At 73.6% G+C, this 24672-nt stretch carries 9 protein-coding genes and 1 pseudogene; 5 read left to right on the plus strand and 5 right to left on the minus strand.

From position 1 onward, the window contains the following. The first annotated feature begins 158 nt into the window (after positions 1-158). Genes WMF46_RS04455 through WMF46_RS04465 form a run of 3 tightly spaced genes read left to right on the plus strand, consistent with a single transcriptional unit; the run spans position 159 to position 17349 of the window. Positions 159-1808 (plus strand): PfaD family polyunsaturated fatty acid/polyketide biosynthesis protein, encoded by a 1650-nt coding sequence (locus WMF46_RS04455; RefSeq protein WP_437984457.1) that lies wholly within the window; start codon positions 159-161, stop codon positions 1806-1808. Between the two features lie 26 nt (positions 1809-1834). Next, positions 1835-9544, plus strand: a complete 7710-nt coding sequence (locus WMF46_RS04460; protein ID WP_437984458.1) for an SDR family NAD(P)-dependent oxidoreductase — start codon at positions 1835-1837, stop codon at positions 9542-9544. An 11-nt stretch (positions 9545-9555) separates the two neighbouring features. After that, positions 9556-17349 carry a beta-ketoacyl synthase N-terminal-like domain-containing protein gene (locus tag WMF46_RS04465; RefSeq protein WP_437984459.1) on the plus strand — a complete coding sequence of 2598 codons (7794 nt, stop codon included), beginning with the start codon at positions 9556-9558 and terminating at the stop codon, positions 17347-17349. Positions 17350-17448: 99 nt separating this feature from the next. Here WMF46_RS04465 and WMF46_RS04470 read toward each other — a convergent pair whose 3' ends face one another. From WMF46_RS04470 to WMF46_RS04490, 5 genes and pseudogenes are all read right to left on the minus strand, one after another. After that, positions 17449-18099, minus strand: a complete 651-nt coding sequence (locus tag WMF46_RS04470) for a hypothetical protein (protein WP_437984460.1) — start codon at positions 18097-18099, stop codon at positions 17449-17451. After that, positions 18096-18998: an AAA family ATPase gene (locus WMF46_RS04475; protein ID WP_437987852.1), complete on the minus strand. Its 903-nt coding sequence runs from the start codon at positions 18996-18998 to the stop codon at positions 18096-18098. Before WMF46_RS04475 ends, WMF46_RS04470 begins: the two co-directional genes overlap by 4 nt. Before the next feature lie 135 nt (positions 18999-19133). Further along, positions 19134-19466: pseudogene (locus WMF46_RS04480) on the minus strand (AAA family ATPase); the annotation flags it as partial. Between the two features lie 132 nt (positions 19467-19598). Further along, positions 19599-20624 (minus strand): PEGA domain-containing protein, encoded by a 1026-nt coding sequence (locus WMF46_RS04485; protein WP_437984461.1) that lies wholly within the window; start codon positions 20622-20624, stop codon positions 19599-19601. A gap of 23 nt (positions 20625-20647) precedes the next feature. After that, positions 20648-21604: a hypothetical protein gene (locus WMF46_RS04490; RefSeq protein ID WP_437984462.1), complete on the minus strand. Its 957-nt coding sequence runs from the start codon at positions 21602-21604 to the stop codon at positions 20648-20650. Between the two features lie 175 nt (positions 21605-21779). Between WMF46_RS04490 and WMF46_RS04495 the strand changes: the two genes are divergently transcribed. Together WMF46_RS04495 and WMF46_RS04500 are read left to right on the plus strand one after the other, a co-directional pair. After that, complete coding sequence (locus WMF46_RS04495) at positions 21780-23246, plus strand: formylglycine-generating enzyme family protein (protein WP_437984463.1); 1467 nt, start codon at positions 21780-21782, stop codon at positions 23244-23246. Beyond that, positions 23243-24637, plus strand: a complete 1395-nt coding sequence (locus WMF46_RS04500) for a formylglycine-generating enzyme family protein (RefSeq protein WP_437984464.1) — start codon at positions 23243-23245, stop codon at positions 24635-24637. Before WMF46_RS04495 ends, WMF46_RS04500 begins: the two co-directional genes overlap by 4 nt. Positions 24638-24672 lie beyond the last annotated feature (35 nt).

The raw sequence follows: 24672 nt of genomic DNA on the forward strand, positions 1-24672 counted from the left end.
GTCACGGGGCGCGTCAGGCCCGCAGGAGCCGAGGGAAAGCGCTTTCATCGCCTGGTGAAGGGGTCCGTCCCGCCGTTGCGCCGTGACCGAACCATTACCGCGGGCCGCTCACGACGGGTGTTATAGAGGCCGTGCTTGTCATTAGGAGGCAGCTCAGCATGATTGAGGATCCGCAGGTCATCCGCAGCGCCGGCCTCCAGCCGATCGGCATCTGGCGCAGCGGGCCCTGGCTCCCCGCGTTCACATCGACAGATCTGCGGGAGGCCGTCTCCTGCGTGCGAGAGCCGGTGCACGTGGTGCGTGAGACGCCGGATGGGCGCGTCGGCGTGTCCCGCGGCGGCGCTGTCCTCCGCGAGGATCAGGTCAACGGGGTCCCGACGTTCCCGCTCCTCGGAACGCTGCCCGCCCTGTACCCGGAGTGGCTCGGAGACCGCTCCTTCGTCGAGGTCCACGGCTTGCGCTTCCCGTACGTGGCCGGCGCGATGGCGAACGGCATCCACACCACGCGGCTCACGATCGCGATGGCCAACGCAGGTATGATGGGGTTCTTCGGCGCCGCAGGCCTCGGGCTGCACCGGATCGAGCAGGCGATCGACGAGATCTCGGCGGCGCTCGGGACGGACGGCCCCACCTGGGGCTGCAACCTCATCCACGCTCCGAACCAGCCCAGGCTGGAGAGCGACACGGTGGAGCTCTACCTGAAGAGGGGAGTCCGGCGGGCCGAGGCGGCCGCCTACATGGGCCTGAACCCGATGGTCGTGCGGTTCGCCTACAGCGGCGTCAAGCGCTTGCCCGACGGCCGCGTCGACCGGAAGAACCACCTGTTCGCCAAGATCTCGCGCCCGGAGGTCGCCGCGCGCTTCCTGTCGCCAGCGCCGGCCGAGATCCTTGATACCTGCGTTCGCAACGGGTGGCTCACCCGCGACGAGGCGGAGCTCGCGCGGAGCCTCCCGGTCGCCGAGGACATCACCGTGGAAGCGGACTCCGGCGGTCACACCGACAACCAGCCCCTCGTCGCGCTGTTCCCGGTGATCCTCGGCGTCCGCGACGAGCTCGCGGCGAAGTACGGGTATCACCGGCCGATCCGCGTCGGCGCCGCCGGCGGCCTCTCCACGCCGGAGTCGATCGCCGCCGCGTTCGCGCTCGGGGCGGCGTACGTGCTCACGGGCTCGGTCAACCAGTCGTGCATCGAGTCGGGCCTGTCCGACGAGGGCAAGAAGATGCTGGCCCAGGCCGATCTCCCGGACGTGGTGATGACGCCGGCCGCCGACATGTTCGAGCTCGGCGTGCAGGTCCAGGTGCTCAAGCGCGGCACGATGTTCGGTGTCCGCGCGCAGCGGCTCTACGACCTCTACGTCGCCCACGATTCCATCGAGTCGCTGCCCAGCGACGTGCGCGCGCGCATCGAGAGGGAGCTGTTCCAGATGTCGTGCGACGAGGTGTGGGCGGGCTGCGAGCGGTTCTTCGCCGAGCGCGACCCGGCCGAGCTCGAGCGCGCCGCGCGCGAGCCGAAGCACAAGATGGCGCTGATCTTCCGCTGGTATCTCGGCATGTCCAGCAAGTGGGCGATCGCCGGGGACCCGAAGCGCCGCGCCGATTACCAGATCTGGTGCGGCCCGGCCATGGGCGCGTTCAACCGCTGGGTCAAGGGGTCGTTCCTCGAGGACCCGGCGCGCCGCACCGCGGTCCAGGTCGCGCGCAACCTGCTCGAGGGCGCGGCCGTCGTCACGCGCGCGCAGCAGCTCCGGACGTACGGCGTCCCCGTGCCGAGCGCCGCATTCCACTTCACTCCTCGCCCGCTCGCCTGAGCGCCTGACCACCTGCCGAGGTCCTCATGCACCCTTCGTCTTCGCGTATCCCGCACATCGCCGTCGTCGGCGTGAGCGCCATCTTCCCCGGCTCGGTCGACGCGCACGGCTTCTGGCGCGATATCCTGTCCGGGACAGACCTTATCACGGATGTCCCGAGCACCCACTGGCTGGTCGAGGACTACTACGATCCCGACCCGTCCGCCCCGGACAAGACGTATGCGAAGCGCGGCGCCTTTCTCAAGAATGTGCCGTTCGATCCGCTCGAGTGGGGCGTCCCGCCCTCGATCGTCCCGGCGACGGACACGACGCAGCTGCTCGCGCTGATCGTGGCGAAGCGGGTCCTGGAGGACGCGGCGCAGGGGCAGTTCGAGTCGATGAGCCGCGAGCGGATGAGCGTGATCCTCGGCGTCACCTCCGCGCAGGAGCTGCTCGCCTCGATGGTGAGCCGGATCCAGCGGCCGGTGTGGGCGAAGGCGCTCCGGGATCTCGGGTATCCGGAGGACGAGGTGAAGCGCGCCTGCGACAAGATCGCTGGCAACTACGTGCCATGGCAGGAGTCGAGCTTTCCGGGCCTGCTCGGGAACGTGGTGGCCGGGCGCATCGCGAACCGGCTCGACCTCGGCGGGACGAACTGCGTGACCGACGCGGCGTGCGCGTCGTCGCTGTCGGCGATGTCGATGGCCATCAACGAGCTGGCGCTCGGCCAGTCCGATCTCGTGATCGCGGGCGGCTGCGACACGATGAACGACGCCTTCATGTACATGTGCTTCAGCAAGACGCCCGCGCTGTCGAAGTCGGGCGATTGCCGGCCGTTCTCCGACAAGGCCGACGGCACGCTGCTCGGCGAGGGCATCGCGATGGTGGCGCTCAAGCGGCTCGACGACGCCGAGCGCGACGGAGACCGGGTCTACGCTGTGATCCGCGGGATCGGCTCGTCGTCGGATGGGCGGAGCAAGAGCGTGTACGCGCCGGTGCCGGAAGGGCAGGCGAAGGCGCTCCGCCGGACGTACGCCGCCGCCGGGTACGGCCCCGAGACCGTGGAGCTGATGGAGGCGCACGGCACCGGGACGAAGGCCGGCGACGCGGCCGAGTTCGAGGGCCTGCGGGTGATGTTCGACGAGTCGGGGCGCGAAGACCGCCAGTGGTGCGCGCTCGGCAGCGTGAAGTCGCAGATCGGCCACACCAAGGCGGCGGCGGGCGCGGCCGGCCTGTTCAAGGCGATCATGGCGCTGCACCACAAGGTGCTGCCGCCGACCATCAAGGTCGACAAGCCGAACCCCAAGCTCGAGATAGAAAAGACCGCTTTCTATCTGAACACCCAGGCGCGGCCGTGGATCCGGCCGGGGGACCACCCGCGGCGGGCGTCGGTGAGCTCGTTCGGCTTCGGCGGCTCGAACTTCCACGTGGCGCTGGAGGAGTACACGGGCCCGGCGCCGAAGGCGTGGCGGGTGCGGGCCTTGCCGGCGGAGCTCTTCCTCCTGTCGGCGGACACGCCGGCGGCGCTCGCGGATCGCGCGCGGGCGCTGGCGAAGGAGGCGGAGGTGCCCGAGATCCTGCGCTTCCTGGCGCGCGAGTCGGTGCTCTCGTTCGACGCGTCGAGGCCGGCGCGGCTCGGGCTGTGCGCGACGGACGAGGCGGATCTCAGGAAGAAGCTCGAGCAGGTCGCGGCGCACCTCGAGGCGAGGCCGGAGCAGGCGCTCTCGGCGCCGCTCGTGCACTGCGCGAGCGGGGAGGCGCCGGGGCGGGTGGCGTTCCTGTTCCCGGGGCAGGGGAGCCAGTACGTCGGGATGGGCGCGGACGCGCTCATGACGTTCGACCCGGCCCGCGCGGCCTGGGACGCGGCGGCGGGCGTCGCGATCGCGGACGCGCCGCTGCACGAGGTGGTGTTCCCGCGGCCTGTGTTCTCGGACGAGGACCGGGCGGCGCAGGAGGCGCGGCTCCGCGAGACGCGGTGGGCGCAGCCGGCGATCGGCGCGACGAGCCTCGCGCACCTCGCGCTGCTCGCGGCGCTCGGGGTGAGGGCCGAGGCGTTCGCGGGCCACAGCTTCGGCGAGATCACGGCGCTGCACGCGGCCGGCGCGCTGTCCGCGGCGGACCTGCTGCGCGTGGCGCGGCGGCGCGGCGAGCTGATGGGCGCGGCGTCGTCGGAGCGGGGCGCGATGATCGCGGTCCCGCGGGGGATCGACGAGGTGCGGGCGCTCGGCCTCGCCGGCGTGGTGATCGCGAACCACAACGGCCCGAAGCAGGTGGTGCTGTCGGGCTCGGTCGCGGCGATCGAGGCCGCGGAGGAGCGGCTGAAGGGCGCCGGGATCCAGGCGCGGCGCCTCGACGTGGCCGCGGCGTTCCACTCGCCGCTCGTGGCGGAGGCGAGCGCGCCGCTCCGCGAGTTCCTTGCGGGCATCGCGGTCGAGGCGCCGGCGGCGCCCGTGTACAGCAACGCGGAGATCGAGCCGTACGCGGGCGGCGGCGACGCGGCGCGCGACCGGCTGGCGCGGCAGCTCGCGGAGCCGGTGCGGTTCGTGGAGGAGATCGAGCGGATGTACGCGGACGGCGTGCGCACGTTCGTCGAGGTCGGGCCGGGCTCGGTGCTGACGAACCTGGTCGGCGACATCCTGAGCGGCCGGCCGCACCGGGCGGTGGCGCTCGACCGCAAGGGCAAGCACGGCGTGACGAGCCTGCTCGAGGCGGTGGCGCGGCTCGCCGTGGCCGGGGTGCCGCTGGACGCGCGGGTCCTGTGGGAAGGCTTCGCGGCGCCGAGCGATCCGCGGGCGCTGCCGAAGCCGAAGCTGGCGCTGCAGATCAACGGCAGCAACTACGGGAAGCCGTACCCGCCGCAGGGGGGCGCGAAGGCGCTGCCGGCGGCGAGCCCGCCGCGGGCGGCGCAGAAGCCGGCGCCGGAGGCGGTGCAGCCGGTGGCGAGCGCGCCGCGGCCGATGGTGAGCGCGTCGCAGCCGGCAGTGAGCGCGGCGCGGCCTGTGGTGAGCGCGTCGGCGCCGGCAGTGAGCGCGGCGCGGCCGGCAGTGAGCGCATCGGCGCCTGTGGTGAGCGCGGCGCGGCCGGCAGTGAGCGCGTCGGCGCCTGTGGTGAGCGCGTCGGCGCCTGTGGTGAGCGCGCCGCGGCCGCTCGTGAGTGCGTCGCAGCCGGCGGTGAGCGCGTCTGTGGTGGCGAGCGTGTCGGCGCCTGTGGTGAGCGCGCCGCGACCGACAGTGAGCGCGTCGACGGCTGTGGTGAGCGCGTCGCGGCCGGCGGCGAGCGCGTCGTGGCTGGCCGCGTACCAGGAGGCGCAGCGCGCCACGGCGGACGCCCACAGCGTGTACCAGCGCACGATGGCCGAGAGCCACATCGCCTTTCTTCAGGCCGCCGAGGCGTCCTTCGCAGGGCTCGCCGCGCTGGCGACCGGCGCTTCGTACCCGGTCGCTCCGACGACGGTGTCCGAGGTACGGCCTGCGCCGGTTCTCCTCGCTCCGGTGCATGTGGGGCCTGTCTCGGAGGCGTCCGTACGGCCTGCAGCGGCGCCGACCGCGCGCTCCAGCGAGGGCAGGAGCAGCGTGGCCCTGGACGGCCTGAACGGCGCAGGCGGGGAGCTCCATACGGCTGTCACGCTGCCGGCGCAGGCGGCGCCTGCCGTGACGGCGAAGGTGGCAGTCGCAGCGCCCGCCGTGACAGCGAAGGCGGCCACAGCGGCGCCTGCTGCGGCTGTGAAGGCCGCAGCCGCGGCGCCGGCGGTGGCAGTGTCCAAGGCCGTCGCCGCGCCCGCGGCCGCCGCGGCAACGCAGGCGGCGGTCGCCGCTGCGCCGCGTGTCGATATCGAGCGGTTGGTCCTCGAGGTGGTCGCGGACAAGACGGGATACCCCGTCTCCATGCTCGGGCTGCAGATGGAGCTGGAGAGCGATCTCGGCATCGACAGCATCAAGCGGGTGGAGATCCTGTCCTCGGTCCGTGACAGGACGCCGGGGCTGTCGGAGGTCGACGCGTCGGCGCTGGCGCAGCTGCGCACGCTGGGGCAGGTCGTCGACCACCTCCGCGCCTCGCTGCCTGCCGCCAGCGGCAGCCCGGCTGTCGCTACGCCTGCTGCCGGCGCGCCCGCCGCGAAGGCGTCTGCCGTCGCGGCGCCTGCAGTCGCATCCGGCGCGGCGCCTGGCGCGGTCGAGGTGGAGCGGGTGGTGATGGCGGTCGTCGCGGAGACGACGGGCTACCCGGCGGAGATGCTCGGGCTGCAGATGGAGCTGGAGAGCGACCTCGGCATCGACAGCATCAAGCGGGTGGAGATCCTGTCGGCGGTCCGCGACCGGACGCCGGGGCTGTCGGAAGTCGATGCCTCGGCGCTGGCGCAGCTGCGCACGCTGGGGCAGGTCGTCGACCACCTCCGCGCCTCGCTGCCTGCCGCCAGCGGCAGCCCGGCTGTCGCTACGCCTGCTGCCACCGCGCCCGCCGTCGCGTCCGGCGCAGCGCCTGGAGCGGCCGAGGTGGAGCGTGTGGTGATGGCGGTCGTCGCGGAGACGACGGGCTACCCGGCGGAGATGCTGGGGCTGCAGATGGAGCTGGAGAGCGATCTCGGCATCGACAGCATCAAGCGGGTGGAGATCCTGTCGGCGGTCCGCGACCGGACGCCGGGGCTGTCGGAGGTCGACGCGTCGGCGCTGGCGCAGCTGCGCACGCTGGGGCAGGTCGTCGACCACCTTCGCGCCTCGCTCCCGGCCGCCAGCGCCAGTCCGGCTGGCGCCGCGTCCGTCGCGAAGGCCTCTGCCGCTGCGGTGCCTGCCGTCGCGTCCGGCGCGGCGCCTGGCGCGGCCGAGGTGGAGCGAGTGGTGATGGCGGTCGTCGCGGAGACGACGGGCTACCCGGCGGAGATGCTGGGGCTGCAGATGGAGCTGGAGAGCGATCTCGGCATCGACAGCATCAAGCGGGTGGAGATCCTCTCGGCTGTCCGCGATCGGACGCCGGGGCTCGCGGAGGTCGACGCGTCGGCGCTGGCGCAGCTACGCACGCTGGGGCAGGTCGTCGATCACCTCCGTGCCTCGCTGCCGGCCGCCGGGCCGGCCGCCAGCGCCGGTCCGGCTACCGCCGCGCCCGCGACGAAGGCGTCTGCCGTCGCGGCGCCTGCCGTCGCTCCTGGCGCGGCCCCTGGCGCGGCCGAGGTGGAGCGTGTGGTGATGGCGGTCGTCGCGGAGACGACGGGCTACCCGGCGGAGATGCTGGGGCTGCAGATGGAGCTGGAGAGCGATCTCGGCATCGACAGCATCAAGCGGGTGGAGATCCTGTCGGCGGTCCGCGATCGCACGCCGGGGCTGGCGGAGGTCGACGCGTCGGCGCTGGCGCAGCTGCGCACGCTGGGGCAGGTCGTCGACCACCTCCGCGCGAGCCTCGGTCCCGCCGCTGCCACCGCCGGCGCTGCCCCGGCGGAGCCCGCCGAGGAGCCGGCCTCCGCGCCCCTCGGCCGGTGGACGCTCGTCGAGGAGCCTGCGCCCGCAGCCGGCCTCGCGATGCCCGGCCTCTTCGACGCAGGCACCCTCGTGGTCACCGGCCACGACGCGATCGGCCCCGCGCTCGTCGCGGCCCTCGCGGCGCGCGGGATCGCCGCCGAGTACGCCCCCGCCGTGCCCCGCGGCGCGCGCGGCGCCGTGTTCCTCGGCGGCCTGCGCGAGCTGGCCACGGCCGACGAGGCGCTCGCCGTCCACCGCGAGGCGTTCTTCGCCGCCCAGGCGATCGCGGCGAAGCCGGCCCTCTTCGTCACGGTCCAGGACACCGGCGGCGACTTCGGCCTCGCGGGCTCGGACCGAGCCTGGGTCGGCGGGCTGCCGGGCCTCGTGAAGACCGCGGCGCTGGAGTGGCCCGAGGCGTCCTGCCGCGCGATCGACCTCGAGCGCGCCGTCCGCTCCGACGGCGAGCTCGCGGAGGCCATCACCTCGGAGCTCCTGTCCGGCGGCGTCGAGCTCGAGATCGGCCTGCGCGCGGACGGCCGGCGCACCACCCCGCGCAGCGTCCGGCAGGACGCGCAGCCCGGGCCGCTCCCCCTCGGGCCGTCCGACGTCGTCGTGGCGAGCGGCGGCGCCCGCGGCGTCACCGCGGCGACGCTGATCGCGCTCGCCAAGGCCAGCCACGCGCGGTTCGCGCTGCTCGGCCGCACCGCGCTCGAGGACGAGCCGGCCGCCTGCCGCGGCGCCGACGGCGAGGCCGCGCTCAAGGCGGCGCTCATCAAGGCGACGACCTCCGCGGGCCAGCGGATGACCCCGGCGGAGATCGGCCGGAGCGTCGCGAAGATCCTCGCGAACCGCGAGGTCCGCACGACGCTCGACGCGATCCGCGCCGCCGGCGGCGAGGCCCTCTACGTCCCTGTCGACGTGAACGACGCGCGGGCGGTGGCCACGGCGCTCGACGGCGTGCGCGGCACCCTCGGCCCCGTCACGGCGATCGTCCACGGCGCCGGCGTGCTCGCCGACAAGCTCGTCGCCGAGAAGACGGTCGAGCAGTTCGATCGCGTGTTCAGCACGAAGGTCGACGGCCTCCGGGCCCTGCTCGGCGCGACCGCGGGCGACCCGCTCAAGGCGATCGTCCTCTTCAGCTCGATCGCCGCGCGCGGCGGCAACAAGGGGCAGTGCGACTACGCGATGGCGAACGAGGTCCTGAACAAGGTCGCGGCCGCCGAGGCAGCCCGCCGCCCGGGCTGCCGGGTGAAGTCGCTCGGCTGGGGCCCCTGGCAGGGCGGCATGGTGAACGCGGCGCTCGAGGCCCACTTCGCGCAGCTCGGCGTGCCCCTCATCCCGCTCGCCGCGGGCGCGAAGATGCTCCTCGACGAGCTGTGCGACGCTTCGGGTGATCGCGGCGATCGCGGCGCGCGCGGGCAAGGCGGCGCTCCGCCCGGCGCGGTCGAGCTCGTGCTCGGCGCGGACCCGAAGGCGCTCGCGGCCCAGGGCCACGGCGGCCGGGTCGCGCTGGCCGTCCGCGCCGACCGCGCGACGCACCCCTACCTCGGCGATCACGCCATCAACGGCGTGCCCGTGGTGCCGGTGGTGATCGCGCTCGAGTGGTTCGCCCGCGCCGCGCGCGCGTGCCGGCCGGATCTCGTCGTGACGGAGCTCCGCGACGTGCGGGTCCTGCGCGGGATCAAGCTCGCGGCGTACGAGTCCGGCGGCGAGGTGTTCCGCGTCGACTGCCGCGAGGTGAGCAACGGCCACGGCGCGGTGCTCGCGGCGGAGCTGCGCGGGCCGCAGGGGGCGCTGCACTACGCGGCGACCATCCAGATGCAGCGTCCCGAAGGGCGCGTGGCCCCGAAGGGCCCGGCCGCGCCGGAGCTCGGCCCGTGGCCCGCCGGCGGCGAGCTGTACGACGGCCGCACGCTCTTCCACGGCCGCGACTTCCAGGTGATCCGGCAGCTCGACGGCGTGAGCCGCGACGGGATCGCGGGGACGGTCGTGGGCCTCCGCGAGGCCGGCTGGGTGGCCCAGCCGTGGAAGACCGATCCGGCGGCGCTCGACGGCGGGCTGCAGCTCGCGACGCTGTGGACGCAGCACGTGCTCGGCGGCGCGGCGCTCCCGATGTCCGTGGGCGCGCTGCACACCTTCGCCGAGGGGCCGTCCGACGGCCCGCTGCGCGCGGTGGTGCGCGGGCAGATCGTGGCCCGCGATCGCACGAAGGCCGACATCGCGTTCGTCGACGACCGCGGCTCGCTCGTCGCGGAGCTGCGCGACGTGCAGTACGTCCTGCGCCCCGACACGGCGCGCGGCCAGGCGTGATCGAGGCCAGCGTGTTCGAGCCCATCGCGATCGTCGGCCGCGGGTGCGTCCTCCCGGGCGCGCTCCACCCCGCGGCCCTCTGGGACAACGTGCTCGCCGGCCGGGACCTCCTGTCCGCCGCGCCCGACGGCCGCTGGCGCCTCTCGCGCGAGCGCGCGCTCGCAGGGCCTTCCGTGCGCGACGCGCGCGACGTGCGCGACGCGAAGGACCGCGCGTGGAGCGACCGCGGCGGCTACGTCACCGGGTTCGACGAGCACTTCCGCCGCGTGCTCGCCAGCGACCCGTTCCCGCGGCGGGGCGGGCCGCCCGAGTCCCTGCTCGCGCTCGACCCGCTCTTCCAGTGGGTGCTCCACGCGGGCCGCGAGGCGCTGCGCGAGGCGGGGCACGAGGGCCGGTCCGACCGCGCGGGCGCGGTGCTCGGGAACCTCTCGTTCCCGTCGTCGGCGATGTCGGCGTGGGTCGAGTCGGCGTGGCTCGGCGATCTCGCCGGCGTCCCGCGGCCCGATCCGCGCAACCGGTTCATGTCGGGGCTGCCCGCCCACCTGCTGGCCGACGTGCTCGGCCTCGGGGCCGGGGCGTTCGCGCTCGACGCCGCGTGCGCGTCGTCGCTGTACGCGATCACGCTCGCCTGCGAGCGGCTGCAGGACCGCGAGGTCGACCGGATGCTCGCAGGCGCGGTGTGCCGCTCGGACGACCTCTTCATGCACATCGGGTTCTGCGCGCTGTCGGCCATGAGCCGCACCGGGCAGAGCCGCCCGTTCTCGTCGGAGGCCGACGGCCTGGTCCCGGCGGAGGGCGCGGCGTTCGTGGTCCTGGAGCGCCTGTCCGACGCGGAGGCCGCGGGCAGGCCGATCCTCGGCGTGATCCGCGGGATCGGCCTGTCGAACGACGGCCGCGGCCGCGGCCTCCTGGCGCCCTCCGTCGAGGGCCAGCTGCGCGCGATGCGGGCCGCGTACGCCATGGCGGGCCTCGATCCCCGCGAGGTGTCGCTGCTCGAGTGCCACGCGACGGGCACGCCCCTCGGCGACGCGACCGAGATCGCGACCCTCAAGGAGGTGTTCGGCTCCCGCGACGTCCCGCTCGGCTCGCTCAAGTCGAACCTCGGTCACCTCGTCACGACGGCCGGCGCGGCCGGGCTCCTCAAGCTGCTCGGCGCCATGGCGGCCGGCGTCCGCCCGCCGACGCTGCACGCCGATCCGCTGAGCGAGGCGGTCGCCTCGAGCCCCTTCCGGGTGCTGCAGCGCGCCGAGCCGTGGGAGGGGCGGCGGCTCGCGGGCCTGTCGGCGTTCGGGTTCGGCGGGAACAACGCCCACCTCCTCGTGGAGGCGTACGAGCCGTCCTCGCCGAGGGGCCGCGCGGCCCACGCCGCGCCGCAGGCCGCCGCGGCGGCCTCGCGCCCTGTCGACGCCGGGCGCCCCGCGCCGGCGGGCCCCCTGGCCGTGGTGGCCATGGGCCTGTGCGTCGGTGAGCTCAGCGGCGTCCGGGCCTTCGCGGAGCCGCTCCTCTCGGGCCGCGGCGCGGCTCCCCGCCGGGCGGCGGTCGCGCTACCCGCGGATCGGCTCCGGTTCCCGCCGCGCGATCTGCAGCAGGCGCTCGGCCAGCAGACGCTGCTGCTCGAGGCGGCGATCGAGGCCACCGAGGGGCTCGCGCTGCCGCGCGATCGCACCGCCGTGCTGATCGGCATGGGCGCCGACACCGAGGTGTGCCGGTACATGACGCGATGGCGGCTCGCCGAGACGGCGCCGGCGCGGCTCGGTCCGTCGGTCGACGTCGGCGCGCTCCAGGACGCGATCATCCCTGCGCTGCAGGCGGCGGGCGTCGTCGGGAACATGCCCAACATCCCGGCGAACCGGCTGAACAGCCAGCTCGACGTCGGTGGGCCGTCGTTCACGATCGCGGCCGAGGAGCTGTCCGGCCCCTGGGCGCTGCGCGTCGCGTCCCGCGCCCTGCGCGCCGGCGCGGTGGACGCGGCGATCGTCGGCGCGGTCGATCTCTCGTGCGAGGCCGCCCACGCGGCCGCGCTCGAGGCGCTCGGCGTCCGCCTGCCCCCCGGCGACGCCGCCGTGGTGCTCGTGCTCGAGCGCCTCGACGACGCCGTCCGGCAGCGGCACCCGGTCCTGGCCGTGGTCGTGGACGAGCCGGCCGACCCTGGCCTCGTGCTGTCGTCCACGGATCTCGCGCCGCGGTTCGGCCACGCGCACGCCGCCTCGGGCCTGCTGCACGTGGCCGCCGCGGTGCTCGCCTGCCGTCACGGCCGCAAGCCCGACGGGGCGCCGTGGTCCGACGAGATCCGGGTCGCCGAGGTCCGCTGCGCCGGCCTCGGCGGCGGCTCGCTGTCGGTCCGCATCGGGGCTGGCGGCCCCGCCGCGCCGCTCCCGCCGCCGCGATCGGCGGAGGGGCCGACGCTGACGCTCCCCGCCCACCCGCCGGCGATCGTCGTGCCCGGCGCGGCCTCCTGTTCATCCCCCGGAGACTCCATGGAACCTGCGCCGCCTCTGCCGTCCGCTCTCGACGACCTGCCGCCGCTGTACCCCGGGCCCACGGGGTTCTCTGCCGCCGACGCGGATCGCGCGCCGTCCTGGGACGAGCCGCCGCCGGTCGGGCCGGCGGTCGTCACGGCCGTCGCCGCGAGCCTCGCAGAGGAGCCGCCGCCGGTCGGACCGGCCGTCGTCGCGGTCGCTGCCGTGGACATCCCGGGCGACGTGATCGCCGGCGCCGCGGCGTTCACCGTGCAGCTTGCGCAGATCCACAAGGAGTGGGCGGAGCAGCAGGCCCAGGTCCACCGCCGGTTCCTTCAGATGCGGCAGCGCGCGCTGGACTCGCTCGTGCAGGCGTCGTCGGGCGCGGCCGCGGTGGTGGTCGAGACCCCCTTGGCGCAGGTGCCTCACGCCGCGCCGGTCCGTATCGAGGCGCCGCGCCCGGTCGAGGCGCCGCGCCCCGCCGCTGCGCCGCAGCTTGTTCGCGCCGAGTCGCCGCAGCTTGTTCGCGCCGAGTCGCCGCGTCCGTTCGAGCCGCCGCGTGTCGTTGAACCGCCGCGCGTCGTCGAGGCCCCGCGCCCCGCCGCCGCGCCGCCGCCTGCGCCGCGTCCCTCCGCCCAGCCGGCGCTCGCCGCGGCGCCTTCCGCTGCGCCCCGCGGCCCCCGGTTCAGCCGCGAGCAGCTCGAGCACCTCGCCTCGGGCCGGATCTCCGACGTGTTCGGCCCGCTCTTCGCCCGGCAGGACGCCTATCGCCGCCAGGTGCGCATGCCCATGCCGCCGCTCCTGCTCGCCGATCGGGTCACCGGGATCGACGCCGAGCCCGGCTCGATGAAGCTCGGCACGATGTGGACCGAGACCGACGTGCGGTGGGATTCCTGGTACCTGCACGACGGCGCCATGCCGGCCGGCGTCATGATCGAGAGCGGCCAGGCCGACCTGCTGCTCATCAGCTGGCTCGGCGCGGACTTCGAGAACAAGGGCGAGCGCGTCTATCGCCTGCTCGGCTGCGAGCTCACCTTCTACGGCGGCCTGCCGCGCCCGGGCGACACGCTCGTCTACGACATCCACGTCGACGGGCACGCGAAGCACGGCGACGTCCGCCTGTTCTTCTTCCACTACGACTGCCGGATCGGCGGCGAGCTGCGCCTGAAGACGCGCAAGGGCCAGGCCGGCTTCTTCACCGACGAGGAGCTCGCGAGCTCCGGCGGCGTCCTCTGGGACGCGGACACCGCCGAGCACGCGACGACCGCCCGCCTCGATCCGCCCCGGATCGCGTGCCGGAAGTCCGCGTTCGACCGGGCCGACCTCCTCGCGTTCGCGGCCGGCGACGGCGCGGCGGCGTTCGGCCCGGGGTTCGATCGTCTGAGCACCCACGTCAGGACGCCGCGGATCAGCGCCCCGCCCATGCTGTTCTTCGATCGCGTCGACCTGTTCGACCCGGCGGGCGGCCCGTGGAAGCGCGGCTATCTCCGGGCCACGCTGCCGATCACGAAGGACGGCTGGTACTTCGAGGGCCACTTCAAGGACGACCCCTGCATGCCGGGGACGCTCATGTTCGAGGGCTGCCTGCAGGCGCTCGCGTTCTACATGGCGGCCATGGGCTTCACGGCGGACGCGGACGGCTTCCGCTTCGAGCCCGTGCCGGAGGTCCCGTACCTGCTCCGCTGCCGCGGCCAGGTGGTCCCGACGAGCCGCGTGCTCACGTACGAGGTGTTCGTCGAGGAGGTCCACGACGGCCCGTGTCCGACGGTGTTCGCCGACTTCCTGTGCACGGTCGACGGCCTCAAGGCGTTCCACGCCCGCCGCGTGGGCCTGCGCCTCAGCCCCGACTGGCCGATGACGAGCGCCCCCGAGCTGCTCGACGGCCACGTCGAGCCGGTGCCGGTCGCGCGCGTCCCCTGGTCCGAGACGGGCGCGCCGCCGCCGGACGGCGCCGTCTCGGCGGGACACGCGGACGCCGGCGGCTTCCCGTTCGATTACCGGAGCCTGCTCTCGTGCGCCTGGGGCAGGCCGTCGGACGCGTTCGGCCCGCTCTACCGCAGGTTCGACGGGGGCCAGCACGTCGCCCGGCTCCCGGGGCCGCCGTACCACTTCATGAGCCGGGTCCTGTCGGTCTCGCGCCCCATGGCGTCGATGAAGGCCGGCGCCGAGGTCGAGGTCGAGTACGACGTCCCGGAGGACGCGTGGTACTTCGACGAGAACGCGGGCCTCACGATGCCGTTCGCGGTGGTGCTCGAGGCCGCGCTCCAGACGTGCGGCTGGCTCGCGAGCTACGCAGGCTGCGCGCTCTCGACCGAAGGCGCGCTGTACTTCCGCAACCTCGACGGCAAGGGCACGCTGCACGCCGAGGTCCTGCCGGCGCCGGCCGGCGGCGCGCTGCGCACCAAATCGCGGCTCACGAACATGTCCCGTTCGGGCGGCATGATCATCCTCTCGTTCCGGGTCGAGTGCAGCCTCGGCGGCGCGCGGGTGTACGACCTCGACACGGTGTTCGGCTTCTTCCCGAAGGCCGCGCTCGCGACGCAGATCGGCATCCCGCCGAGGCCCGAGGAGGTCGCCGCGCTCGATGAGCCGTCCGATTTCGAGGTCGATCTCCGCGAGCGCCCCGCGCGGTACTGCGGGGGCAAGCTCGGGCTCGCGCGGCCGTCGCTGCTGATGATCGACCGGATCGACGGCCTGTGGCAGGCCGGCGGCCGGAAGGGGCTCGGCCGGCTCCGCGCGCGGCGGGACGTGCACGCGTCGGAGTGGTTCTTCAAAGCTCATTTTCTGGGCGATCCCGTGCAGCCAGGCTCGCTCGGCATCGAGGCGATGCTGCAGACGATCCAGTTCTGGATGCTGCACCAGGACCTCCACGCGGGCCTCCGCGACCCGCGGTTCGAGCCCGTGATGACGGGGCACGAGCACAGCTGGCGGTACCGGGGCCAGGTGCTGCCGGCCAGCCGGCGGGTGACTGTCGACACCGACATCCTCGAGGTCGGCCGTGACGACCGCGGGCCCTACGTCATCGCCGAGTCCTACCTCTGGGTGGACGGCCTGCGCATCTACGGCGCGACGCTCGGCGTGCGGATCGTCGACGGCGCCTCGCCCCGGGCGCGGCGCGACGTCGGCTTCGACCCGCGCGCGAGCGCGCGCAGCCTCGCCTCGCTCCCGGGCGCCGTGGGCGGGAGCCCGCGCCTGCGCCCGCAGGAGCAGCCCGCGGCGATGGCCGCGCCGGCGCCGGCGCTCGACGACGTCGAGGAGGTGCTGGACCCGGATGGGTGGGTCGCGGACCACCGCCCCACGTGGACGGTCCCGGCGCTCCCCGGGATGAGCATGGTGGACCGGCTGGCCGGCGCCGCATTGCGGGCGCGCCCGGGGAGCGTGGTCGTGGCCGTGGAGGACGTGGTGGTGCAGCGCTGGCTGCCCGTGCCGGGGCCGGTGCGCGTCAAGGCCGAGGCGACCGGATCGGGCGACGTCCTCGATGTCCGGCTGCTCGCGTGGCGCGAGGCATCGAACCCGGCGCTCTCGCGGTTCGAGCCCGTGTGCACCGGCCGCGTGCGGGTGGCCCGTGGCTACCCGCCCGCCCCGGCGCCGGAGCCGGCGCTCGACGCGCCGGAGGCGGACGATCCGTACGCCGCGGGGACGCTGTTCCACGGCCCTGCGTTCCAGTACCTGACCGCGCTCCGCCTCGGCGCGCGCGGGTCATCGGCGGTGCTGGACCCCCGGAGGGGCTCGGTGCCCCCCGGCACGCTGCACCAGGGCATGCTCGACGCGCTGACCCACACCATCCCGCACGACCGGCTGTCGCTGTGGGATCCGGGGTGCCCGCCCGCCCAGATCGCGTTCCCGTCGCGCATCCCGTCGCTCCGCCTGTACGGGCCGGCGCCCGAGTCGCCGGTGCGCGTGGAGGTGCGTTACGAGGGCCGTGACGATCGCTTCGTCTCGTTCCGGGTGCAGGCCATCGCAGAGGCAGGGGCCGCGGCGGGAGAGCGCGTCTGGCTGGAGCTCCGGCTGGTCGAGGTGCTGCTCCCGCAGGGGCCGATCGGCGGCGCGCCTCCCGGGATCCGCCGGGCGTTCCTGCGCGATCGCGCGCCGGTCGACCTCGGCGTCTCGCGCGTCGATGCGGCGTCGGGCGAGGCGCGCTGCAGCCCCGCCGACGTGCGCACGATGGACTGGATGCCCGGCACCGTGGCGCAGCTCTACGCCGCGTCGGGCGACCTCGTCGAGGCGGCGGCGGTGAAGGATCACGTCGCGCGGCGCGCTGGCGTGCACCCGTCGACCGTGTCCCTCGTCGGCGTCTCCTCGGCGCAGCCGCTGACGCGCTGGCCGTTCACCGTGGCGCGCGAGGGATCCGAGGTCGTTGTCCGCGACGCGGGTCCGCCCGTGATCGACATCGAGCCTGTCCGCCGCTACTGGGGCGCGGCCATGGGCATCGGCCGGTGGCCGGCGGAGGACCTGTACTTCGGCCTCATCGAGCGGTTCATCCGCCGGGTGCACGTCGTCGATCCCGAGGCGTTCCGCGCCGTGAAGGGCCGGAGCCTGCTCTACCTCGGCAACCACCAGGTCGGGGTGGAGTCGCTGCTGTTCGGCATCGCCGTGTCCGGCCTGACGGAGGTCTCGACGGTCACGCTGGCCAAGGCCGAGCACCGGACGACGTGGCTCGGCACGATGCTCGCGCACTGCTTCGCGTACCCAGGCGCGCGTGATCCGAAGGTGATCACGTACTTCGATCGCGAGGACAAGGCGTCGCTCGGGACCATCATCGCGGAGCTCGGGGCCGAGATGCAGGGGGCCGGCAAGGGCGTGATGGTGCACGTCGAGGGCACGCGGTCGCTCGAGTGCCGCACGCCGGTGCGCAAGATGAGCGGCTCGTTCATCGACATGGCGCTCGCGGTGGGCGTCCCGGTGGTGCCGGTGCGCTTCTCCGGCGCGCTGCCGGCGGAGCCGATCGAGCGGCGGCTCGAGTTCCCGCTCGGCATGGGCGTGCAGGACATCTGGATCGGCCGCCCGCTGCTGCCCGAGGAGCTCGCGGGGCTGACCTACAAGGATCGCAAGGACCTCGTGATCAGCGGCATCAACGGGCTCGGACCGAGCAACGCGGAGGAGCAGCCGTTCCCCGGGGATCCTGCGTTCGCGGCGTCGGTGGACGCCTGGGTGGAGGAGGCGGGCGTCGCGCACGAGGACGCGACGGTCTTCCGGGTGCTGCAGGCGTGCGCCGACCCGACGCCGGAGACGGCGGCGATCCTGGAGGCCGCGCGCACGGGGCGGCTCGTCGCGCCCGACGCGCGGCGGGCGGACTGGCTGCGGAAGCTCGCCGCGCGGCTCCTCGGGAGGCGGCTCGGGGGGTGAGCAGAGCCGTCTCTGCCCGTACCCACACCTGCATTTCGTCGAATGCCGCTCTGCGCTCGGGAGAGTGAGATCTGACGGGTTCCTGTCCCTGGGATCGGGTCAGCCCGACCACCCCTGTGAGCGCGCCACGGCGTGGATCGCTCCTGCGAGCTCCGCTTCGAAGAGCTGGAACGCTGGCAGCCTTCGCAGCGCCTCCAGGCTGACTTCTTCGCCGAACAAGCGGTGGAGGTGCTCGGGCCTTCGTCTCATTCCACCCTCTTTCAAGACGCGCCCCAATGTCAGCTTGGGATCGGCCTCGCGCTCTGGCTCGGCGGGGAGGGCTGGCTGCGCTCCGCTGCCGAGCAACGTCCGGAAGACCTCACCGTCGACCAGCATCCATGCCTCGATCTCGCGAACTGGAACGCACGGGACTGTCACGACGTCCGGGCACGCGCGTCGGGCCGCTTCGATGCCGGGGTCAATCGAGCTCCGCCGCCTCGATGCCGGATCGCCGTCGCCGTCAGCGTGGATCACGAACAGCGTGCACTCCGTCCAGCGGTCGGCGATGGCAGCTGCGATCCGCTCGGCGCGCTCGCCCTGCGCCGGGGGCGGCGCATCGATCGGGAGGCTCGCCTCGACCTCGTTCGTCCCGGGGAACAGCGGCGACGCCAGCGCTGGCAGCAAGCGATCCAGGAGCGGCAAGAGGAAGTCGTAGTCGCTCCGGCCTTCTGCATAGAGTCCTGCGCGGAGATAGAGCCGCTTTCTGCTCATTCGGCAGCCTCGCTGGCTGCCGCCTGGAGGAGCGCGTTGATCTCACGCAGCGACACGATGTGCGCGCCGTCGCCCGGCGCGTTCAGCTGCCCCACCGCGCGCGCGCGCGTTACGAGCTGGCCGTCGCGTCGCACGAGGTCCATGAAGCGCAGATGCTCGGGTCTGTCCCGGAACGCAGCTAGGACGACCGGCGAGTGGCTGGTGAGGAGGAGCTGCGTCGCGGGTTGAGCTGAGTCCGGAGAGGCTTCGTCTCCTGGAGTCGTTATCTCGCGTAGCAGCGAGAGCAGCGTGCGCAGGCGGCCTGGGTAAATGCCGTTCTCAGGCTCCTCTACACCAACGATGGATGGACGAGGCTCGACCCGGAGCGCTGTGAGCAAGGCTAGGCCGCGCAGCGTGCCATCAGAGGCGAGGCGAGCCGGGAGGCGCTCGCCGCCGGAGAGTTTGAACTCGATGCGCAGGTTGTCGTCGTCGGGCACGATATTGAAGCCGGCGAGCCCCGGGATGAGTGAGACCAGATCCGCGCGGATCTCTCCGAGCGTCGGTGCCGGCAGATCGGCAAGGATGGTGGGAAGGTTCGATGCATCGGGAGCGAGCGCGATCGAGTCGGTGCGCTCGCTCGAGTCGCGCAGGCGCGCGGGGTCGAGCTGGATGAGGCTGAAACGGGAGAGCTCGTCGGTGATGATGTTGATGACCGCCCTCCATCCCCTCTCCGAGCTTGTGTTCCGGAAGTCGGCGTACTCCTTGAGGAGGGCAGCGCGCTCAGCGGTCAATTCCTTCGGGAAGTCGAGGTTGATATGGTAGGTTCCAGATCCTGTCTTGAGCGCCGCGAGCGCGGCGTGTGTTCGAGGACAGCGATAGTTCAGTCCCGCCCAGCTCTCGTATTCGGGCGCGATGAGCACGCGCCGCTCGCGTCCGTCTTCGTCCTCGTGGCGCAGGATGATCTCTCGTCGAGGCGGTCCGTCCTTGTCGGCGAGCGCGCGAAGGCATTCTCCGGAGACCACGAGCTCCTCGACGCCTGACGGACGCGCTCGGCGCTCGATGACGAGCTCGTACCGATAACGGACCGGCAGCGGTGGCCCACCATCTTGAAGCGGCGCTGGCGTGCTTCGCAGCGACACCTCGATCGCGAACCGGATCGTCCTCCCCGCCTCTCCCCCCGAGCGGCTGAACTGATCGACGACCCGCCCCCGTCCGAGCTTGAACGCCTCCTCGAGCGACATGAATGAGAGCCGCCCCAGCAGTCCGATCGCCTCCAGCAGGTTCGACTTTCCCGCTCCGTTCGGCCCGACGAACACCGTCAGCGGCTCCAGATCGACCGCGAAATCCCGCAGCGATTTGAAGCCGTCGATCTCGAACCGCGTGATCATGCCTCGACCCTACCATGTCCGCGCTGCCGTGCGGTTTGCCGGCCCGCCCCGATGCACCGTCACGCGCAGCCCGGACGCTCGTCGGCACGGCGGCCCTCTTGGCCCCGCCGCGCGGCGCGCGCCGATGGCCCCTCACCACCTGATCGACGCCGGCTCCGCGACCCAGTTCAGGCTCCCCCCGTTGTAGTCCGGCTCCGGCCGCGTAAGCGCGTACGTCAGCACCACGCCTCCCGTCACCACCGCCGCCGCGCCCGTCCAGAACCACCACGTCTTCAGCACCGACGGCCGCACCGGGATCAGCTTGGCCGTCAGATCCGCCCGCTGCCCCGCGTGCAGATCGAGCGTCGCCGCGTACGTCTCGAACCCGTCCCGCACCACCTCGATCCTGTACTTCCCCGGCGGCCGCTCGAGGTCGATGGGCGTGAGCCCGGCCTCGCGGCCGTCCACACGCACGAGCGCCTGCGCCGGCTCCGCGCGCACGGCCACGCGCGCAGGGAGGATGTCGAGGTGCAGATCGAGCATGGCCTTCTCCCCCGGCCGGTAGGTCTTCTGGACGAAGGCATCCTGGCGCCCTGGCCGCGCCGCGCGGAAGAGGTGGACCCCGGGATCGAGCTCCACGGTGAAGCTCTTCTCCACCGGCGCCGCCGCGCGCTCTTCAGACCCGGGGAGCGTCACGAAGACCCGGGTCCCGTCGTCGGTGGCCAGCCGGAGCGCGCGCCCGTCGACGGTCAGCGGGGTGCCCGGGGGATCCAGCGTGACCGCCACCCGGACCACGAGCTGATCCAGCTCGGCGACGAACGCCCTCGCGTCGTCGATCTGCGCGGCCGCCAGGCCCTCGGTGCTCGCGAGCACGCGGCGGAAGGTGCGGCGCGCGGCGACGTAGCGGCCCAGCGCGCGCTCGCAGAAGCCGATGTTGTACTGGACGATGGGCGCGTCCCGCGCCGCCGCCGCCTCCTCGAAGGCGGCGAGCGCCTCGCCCCACTGCGCGTCCTTCGATCGCTGCACGCCGAGCAGGAACGCCGCCCTGCCGCGCGCGGTGCGCTCATCGACCGCCGGCGCCTCCGCCGGGGCCGGCGCCTCGGCGCGCGCGCGCCCGGCCGTCGAGAGATCGACCGCCGCCACGATCAGGCCACCCAGGATCCATCGTGTTCGCATCATACCCCTCGTCCCTGGCCGCCCCCTCACTCCGTCCCGCCGCAAGCGATCTCGCAGTGGGCGAGCGCGCAGTCGAGCCCGGCCTTGTGCGTCGCCACCGCGTCCGGGAACATGGCGTCACACTCCATGAGACAGGCCTGGTCCGCGACGTCGCATGGGACCTTGCAGTTGTCCAGCAACGCACACTCGATCTCGTGCTGGCAAGCCGCCATCTCATCGGCGCAGTGCAGGTTCTGGCACTTGACGCAGGGGTCCAGCGGCTCGTTGCCGCAAGCGTCGTCGTCGAAGCAGAAGTACTGCATACACGCCATCCGGTGGCTGTAGGCGACGTAGCCGGCGGCGTGCGCCTGGTAACAGGCGCTCTCGCAGGGCGAGAAGGCCGCATCATCCGGGTCCTCGGCGCACGCCTTGACGCACGTGACCAGGTCCTGGCAATCCTGGTCGTCGCTGCAAGCCTGGTAGGTCTCGCAGCAGCGCTCGTCCTCGCACTTGTAGCAGGTGTTCGGATCCGTCGACGGCGAGCACGTCTGGTTGAAATCCGGGTCTGTCGGGGCGGGGATCTGACCGCAGCCGGCGCACTCCGCGCCGGGGCCGGCGAGGCGGCAGTCGATGAAGGCCTGCTTCGCGCTCTGGCCCAGAGAGCCGGTGACGGGCGGGCAGGCCTGCTCGCACGCGATGTCCGCGTCCCCACCTGGGCCCAGCGGACAAGCGTCGAGGCAATCGAGGTAGGCGGCGCAGCCCGGGTCGGCCGCGCAGGCGTTCACCTGGGACAAGCACGCTGTCTGCTCCACGCACGTTCCGCACGCGCTCGCGCCGTACGTGGCCTCACCGCCGCCACCCCCGTTGCCGCCGCCGGCGCCCGATCCCGTGCTCGCCGCCGCTCCCGGATCTCCGGATGGGGAATCGCCGTCGCACGCGGGGGAGAGCGCCGCCGCGATGGCTACGGAGAGCGCGGCGAGCACTGGCCGGGTGACCCACGACATACAACCTCCTCGCGAGCGGCAGAGCGATGTTCGGGTGATTCGGGGGAATCGCGTGAATCGCGTGAATCGCGTGGAGAAGCGAAAGAACCCTCTTGGCCTCGCCCCTCCTCGATGATAGCGAGGAGACTACCCCTGGGTCCTGTCGGGCGGCAACGAGAAAGGCGAAAGGCGGCAGGTGGTCGAACCGACACGCGCGCTCTCGATCCTCGTCGGTCTCGCTGCGGCGGGGCTCTCCGGCGCCTGCGGCGAGCGAGAGCGACCGCAGCTCCTCGTCGTCGTGGACACCGACGCGCCGGTCGCCGCGCAGCTCCTGGCAGACCCCTCCATCTCGCCGGAGGCGGTCATCGATACGGTGCGCATCGACGGGTTCGACGGCGCGTGGCGCCCCGGCTGCATCGATGACGTCGACTGCACGGCGAACTTCGTCTTGCCGGACCCTTCGTCCTGGCCGTTCTCCTTCGGGGTGGCCGCGCCGGAGGAGGGGAGCGCCGTGCTCCGCCTGCGCATCCGGGCGTTCCGCGGCGCCGTCGCGACGCGGGGGAAGGACTCCATCGAGGGGAGGGGGTTCTCGACCATCGATCCTCCGCCAGAGGCCGCCATCGACCGGCTGATCGAGGTCGCGCTCCCGACGTCTGGCGTGGAGACGGCGCAACTCACGCTCTCGGCCGACTGCCTGGGCGTGCCCGCGTCGCTGCGCAAGCCGCCGCACACATGCATCGATGCCTCCAGGCGGACGGCGGCCCCATCGGAGGGTGTCCTCGTCGGATCAGGGGCAGAGATGGGCGCGACGCGCGCCGGCACGTGGTCGCGCGCGCGGGAGGTCCCCTGCGGCGCCGCGCCCGAGGGCGCCGATGCCGTCTGCATCCCCGGCGGATTCAGCGTCATCGGCCAGGCCGAGCTCGCCGGGGTCGACGAGCAGAGCTATGTCTCGGTCGTGCCGCCGCGGCCGGTGCATGTGGGCCCGTTCTTCATGGACAGGACGGAGTTCACGGTCGGCCGTCTCCGTGCGCTGCTGAACGAGGGGCTCCTCCACGCCGAGGGCGATGACCTCGCCGGGCCTGATCCGAGCAGGGCAGGGCTCGCAGACTGCCGCTGGCTTGGCGCCGCCGACGGAGCGAACGACGGATATCCCCTCAACTGCATCTCGTGGCGCCTTGCCCGGGAGGCGTGCAGCGCGAGCGGCGGTGATCTGCCGACGGAGGCGCAGTGGGAGCACGCCGCGCGGGGTCGAGGGCAGGGGCGAATCTATCCCTGGGGTGACGCGTCTCCCGCGTGCTGTACGGCGAGCGCCGGGCGGGGGACGCTGTGCCCTGGCGATCCGGGGCCGGAGGAGGTCGGCTCGCATCGGCCCTCGGCGACGTGCGGTGGCCTGGGCGACAGCTCCAGGGATGGCGTCCTGGATCTCGGCGGGAGCCTGAGCGAGCTGTGCGCCGACAAGCTGGTTCCGTACGGAGAGGGCTGCTGGAGCGCGCCCGGGATCTTCGTCGAGCCCCGCTGCGACGATGACGGCATCAACGCGCACGCCGCCCGCGGGGGAGACTGGGCCAGCGGCCCCGCGAACACGAGGCCCGCGTTCCGGAGAGGGGATGTCCTGGACTCGCTTCACGGCTTCCGGTGCGTCTACGCGGGAGGTGCGCCGTGACGGCTCGTGGCCTGTCGACGGCGCTCGCGGCCGCCGGGTTTCTGCTCTCGGCGCTCTCGGCGTGCGAGCCCGAGCCTCGCCAGTGGCTCGTCAGCGTCTCCACGGACGCCCCGGCGCCCCGGTTCGGTGATCACCTGCTGCTCGAGGTGATGGGCGAGGGCGCGATCTGCACCGGGTGCATGCGCCTCATCGGCGTGGATGGGCCGGACAGCCTGCCCGTCAGCTTCGGCGTGGTCCCGCGGGAGGAAGGCTCCGCCGTGCGGGTCCGCGCGCGGCTCTACCGGGCCGAGCAGGCGGGCCCCGACGGCCTTCCTCACGGTCCGGCGCTGATCGACGCCGTGGCCAGGCTCCCGCCGCTCGATGGCGAGACGCGCGTGGCCCTCGATCTGTCCATGCGCTGCTTCGGCGTCCCGAGCCTCCCCGAGCAGCGCGCGACCTGCGACCCGGAGGCGGGCGCGCTCGGGCCGGAGCCGGTGCTCCCGCTGCTCTCCGAGGTCGGCGCCCGGCCCGAGCCCGGCTCCTGGCCGAGCGCGGCCCCGGTACCCTGCCAGGGGCCGGCGCCGGCGGGGATGGTGTGTGTGCCCGGAGGGGTCTTCCTTCTCGGGACGCCGCGACCCGGATACACCGTCGATCTCGACGAGCTGAGCCAGCCCGAGCGCCTCGTGCAGCTCGGCGCGTTCGCCCTCGACGCGGACGAGGTGACCGTGGGCGCGGTCCGGGAGCTCGTGGCGACAGGGCAGATCCGATCCGCGCCCGTTGCCAGGGACATCGACGCGCCGGGGTCGGACCTGGGCGCTTGCACGTACCTCGGCGCGTCCGACGGCGCGAACGACGCGCTGCCCATCAACTGCGTCACTCACGCGCTGGCGGAGGAGGCCTGTTCCGCGCGGGGTTTGCGGCTCCCCACCGAGGCGGAATGGGAGTACGCGGCCGGCAACCTCGATGACGAGACCGCCTATCCCTGGGGCAACGGCGGGGATCTCTGCGCGATGGCGCTCCTCGGCCGGGGCCGGGGCAGCGGGGAGGTCGACCAGGACGTGTTCGAGAACTCCGGCTGTCGCCCGCTCGACGCGCCGGTGCCCTGGGGGCCTGTCGCCGGAGGCGCCCCGAGCGACGTGACCGCCCTTGGCATCCGGAACCTCGCCGGGAGCATGTCCGAGTGGGTGGCCGACACCTTCGCTCCCTACGCCGCGCCTTGCTGGCAGTCGGGCGGGCCGCTCCTCGTCGATCCGGTGTGTCGCGAGCCGGCCCCCGGCGCGGCGCCGGGCTTCTCTTATCGCGGGAGCTCCTGGTCGGGTTACAAGCTGGGGGCCCGGGCCACGGCGCGCAGCCATGAGAGGGCGTCGGCGTTCAACCCGGCCACCGGCTTCCGCTGCGCGCAGCCGATGTGACCGCGCTGCCGCGGATGCGGATCGGGGCCGGCCGG

Source organism: Sorangium sp. So ce117 (assembly GCF_051524395.1).
Taxonomy (GTDB): Bacteria; Myxococcota_A; Polyangia; order Polyangiales; family Polyangiaceae; genus Sorangium; species Sorangium cellulosum_B.